This is a genomic window from Anaerococcus lactolyticus ATCC 51172 (assembly GCF_000156575.1).
Taxonomy (GTDB): Bacteria; Bacillota; Clostridia; order Tissierellales; family Peptoniphilaceae; genus Anaerococcus; species Anaerococcus lactolyticus.
Genome location: NZ_GG666048.1, coordinates 8298 through 12213, shown reverse-complemented (window position 1 = coordinate 12213; position 3916 = coordinate 8298). Strand labels below are relative to the sequence as shown.

At 29.2% G+C, this 3916-nt stretch carries 2 protein-coding genes and 1 pseudogene; all 3 read left to right on the top strand.

What is annotated here, in order from left to right; translation table 11 throughout:
• Window positions 1–213 precede the first annotated feature (213 nt).
• Window positions 214–2835, top strand: a complete 2622-nt coding sequence (locus HMPREF0072_RS12010) for a C40 family peptidase (RefSeq protein ID WP_438829776.1) — start codon at window positions 214–216, stop codon at window positions 2833–2835.
• Between the two features lie 17 nt (window positions 2836–2852).
• Complete coding sequence (locus HMPREF0072_RS07895; protein ID WP_004828990.1) at window positions 2853–3110, top strand: hypothetical protein; 258 nt, start codon at window positions 2853–2855, stop codon at window positions 3108–3110.
• A gap of 29 nt (window positions 3111–3139) precedes the next feature.
• Window positions 3140–3916 (top strand): annotated as a pseudogene (locus HMPREF0072_RS11130) (leucine-rich repeat domain-containing protein); the annotation flags it as partial.

The window sequence follows — 3916 nt, the reverse complement described above, 5'->3', positions numbered from 1 at the left end:
AATAAAGAAAAAAGCAAGAACAACATAGACAATAATGCTGAAAACTCTAAATATTATTCATCTCATTTGCAAGAAAATTGTCAGGAGTTATTCAAGGAAAAAGATAAGTCAAATAGAGAAAGAAGACAAAGAAAAATCCATGAGGAAAAATTTGCAGAAGCCTCCTATCATAATGAATATCAGCCGGAATATTCGCAACGGCAGCATAGAAAAATGGAAGAAAATGAGGAAAGTAGATATGGTGAATATCACGGGCAAGAAACAGAATATAGGCTAAGTAATTTTAAAGAAGATTTTAATAATGGAGTAATTTCAACTAACTCTAATATAAAAAGTAGCATTTCTCCCCAAAAAAATTGCAAGGGGAATAGTAATTTAAAATTGAAGAAAAACGTTGAGAGTGAAAGTTTTAATGATGTGCCAGATAAAAAAATAAGGAGATTTAGAAAAGAAGATAAGAATTTTAATATAGAGGTAAGTTCAACATATGATCCCTTATCGCAGGACTCAGATAATGATGGTGTCATAGATCGCTATGACATGAACTTTAGTGATAGCAATGTATCCTATAGGGATACAAGAGATGACTATAAGTATTTACCATCTTCTGATGTGCAAAGAAAAAATTGGGATGGTTATTCTATTCTTGGTAAGAAAGGGAAAGAAAGTTTTCAAAAAAACACCTTAAAAAAACTTTATCAATCTCAAAGTCAGTTTAAGGATAAAGGGGAAAAAGCAGAATTAAAATCTTTAAATGGGAAGTTTAGAAGAAAAGATCTATCATATAAGGCAAATGAAGAAGATAAAAAAATAATTCAAGACCTGAATACTAATAAAAAACAAAATAGCAAATATTTCAAAGGCAAAGTTAGAAATTTAGAAGAAAAAGATATGCTAATGGGTAGGGTTTCTAGTGAGAAATTTAGACAAGGTAGCTTATCTGAAGGATTTAAAAGTGAATCTGAAAAAAATAAAGACAAATATAATATAAATAAAAAGAATCAAGAAAAAATAGGCACGAAAAAAGAAATCTTCAAACAGGAAAAAAACGTAATAAAAAATGAGAATCTTGAAGTAGATGAACTTGATTTAAATATTAGTGGAATTTCTAATAAAAACAAGGGAAAGAAAAGACAAATAAAAGACGCTTTTGATAATACTATAAAGAAAAGCAACTTTGATCCAAAAAAAGAATACACCAGGACAAAAAAAGAAGTACAGGATTCTAAAAATGTATCTGAAGAAAATAAGGTAGATACAAAAAATAAAACTAAATTCCATTCTAAAAAAGATAACAAAAGTGAAAAAGATAAGTTTTATAAAAAGGAAGATAAAATATCAAAACTATATGAGAAAAAGAATAAAAAGGAAAAAGAGTTAATTAAGGATAAGAAAAAGTCGAAAAAAGCGGGTATAGAAAAACCTATTATTTTTGCAAGTGCTATGACGGCAAACTATCTATATAGTGGGAAAGATGATAATGCAGGCGTTAACGCTGCTTATAAGCTTAGTAGAACTACCGAAGCTATTGGCAGAGAAATTAGCCATTTTAGAAGAAAAAAACCTTTAAAAACTCAAAGAAAAATAAAATCTTTAGAAGGAAAAATTTATAAGAAAGAAAGTAAACTCCTCTTTCAAAGAAATTTTGAAGAATTGAAGAAGACTAAAAATTATCAAAACTCTAATAAATTGAATCGATTTTTTATGAAAAAGAAGTTTCAGAGAGATTTTAGGAAGAAACACGGGGAAGGTTTAGTAAATAGAATAAAGAAATCTTTCGCTAATATTGGAAAGAAAACATTGGAAGTTTTAAAAAACAAAGGATATAAGCAAATTTTAATTGCCCTTTGTATTTTAGGACTTTTTTTTATGCTATTTCAAGGAATTAGCAATGTTGGCAGTCTTACTTCAGGATTAACAAGTAATGTTATAGCTACAAGCTATCTATCAAAAGAAGAAGTTTTAATGGATATTAATAATGAATTTACAAGTTATGAATATGCATTACAAGATGAAATAGATAGTATTAAAGAAAATTATCCAAATTATGATGAATATCATATAAAAGGAGATTCTGTTGGTCATGATCTACATGAGCTTTTTAGCTATTTAACAGCAAGATATGGAGAGATTAAGTCAGCTGAAGAGATACAAAAGGAATTAAAAAAACTATTTAATCAAATGTATGAGAAAAAATATACTTCAAAGTCTATTACAAAATATGACAGTGAAGGAAATCCATATACCTATAGAATTCTAACCTTAACTATAAAAAAGAAAAGCATTGATGAAATAGCAAGAGAAGAATTTGCAAACTATGAAACAAATATGGCTCATTATTTAGCTTTACTTGATAGTCAGGGAAATATGAGTGGATATTTTGGATCAAGCTATGGGAACTTGGGAGAGATTATAGACAATCCAAACTTTGGAAATCCAGGAATTGAATTTGATGATATTACAGTAAAACAATTATTTAGTGAAGCAGAAAAACACATAGGGAAAAGATATGTGTTTGGCGCAAGCGGACCTAGTAATTTTGACTGTTCAGGATTTGTATGTTGGTCTTATACAAAGTCTGGTGTAAAAAGAATGCCAAGGACAACAGCTTGGCAAATTTATAAAAATTATTGTAATCCAATATCTCCAAGCGAGGCAAAACCTGGGGATATTATTTTCTTTAAAGGCACATATAATTCTGGTACGCCAATTTCTCACGTAGGAATATATGCCGGAAATGGAATGATGCTCCATGCAGGAGATCCTATCCAATATACCAGTATAAACTCAAGGTATTGGAAAAATCACTTCTATTCCTTTGGTAGACCAAAATAAGGGGGGAGTAAAAATCTATGAATAAAAAATTAATCAGAAACATAGAAAAACAGAAGAATTTAAGAAAGAAAAAAGAAGAAATTGAAATAGAACTTCAGTTATTAGCAGAGGAACAAGAAGAAATAGAAAATTTAGAGGTCATCAAGGAATTTCGAAGTAGAAAAATATCTCTTGATGAATTTTTATTTATTGTTAGAAAAAATAAGGAAGAAGAAAATAGAGAAAGACAAGAACTTAAAAGAAAATATACAAATGAAAGTGAGGAAAATTTATGAAAAAAATAACCAGTGGGATTTTAGCTGTAATGATGCTACTTGTAAGTCTAGTGAATATAGTTGCTGTAAGTCCTGTATATGCAAAAACAGATGATAAGGTGGAGTGGACGGAAGATGATTTTATGTATTCCTCTGAGGGAAATATAATTGCCTTTAGTGATAAAGGCTTAGAAAAGAAAGAGAAGACAAATATTCTAGTATTTCCTGAAGGAACGAAATCTATAAATGGAAATTATTCTTTAAGTCATTCAAACGATGAACTTAGATATAAAAGAGAATTTGGACGTGGCAAACATTGGGATAAAGTAATTATTCCTGATTCTGTTAAGCATTTAGGTTATGCTGCCTTTTACGATGCAAGTATAGACGAGGTAAAACTATCAAATAGTCTAACTTATCTTGGTGGTTTGGCATTTTTCAATTGTGGACTTAGAGAAGTGACTTTACCTGATACTTTGGTAAATATTGAACATAATGCTTTTGAAAGAAATAACCTCCAAGAAATAACTATACCGAAGTCTGTGAAGACAATTGAACAGTATGCTTTTTCAAGAAATAAATTGCACACTATAAAAGTTTTAGGCAATCCAAATATTAACAGTAAGGGAGTATTCCATAATCAAGAAGTTGAATATAGACCAAAACAAAATCCATTTTACGAAAATCATTTTGGTTTCAACGGAAATCAAGGATTCAAATCTATTCCTAATGGATTAAGGTTTGAAAATGGAGAGTTTGTTTTGATAAGAATGTAGATAGTGTAGAAATTGAATTTGATTATAACAATGATATGTATCAAGGAAAGA

What these genes read in the sequence shown, in the direction of transcription:
- HMPREF0072_RS12010 (WP_438829776.1), top strand. Translation starts at nt 214, where the DNA reads ATGGAAGAAAATGAGGAAAGTAGATATGGTGAATATCACGGGCAAGAA.
- HMPREF0072_RS07895 (WP_004828990.1), top strand. Translation starts at nt 2,853, where the DNA reads ATGAATAAAAAATTAATCAGAAACATAGAAAAACAGAAGAATTTAAGA.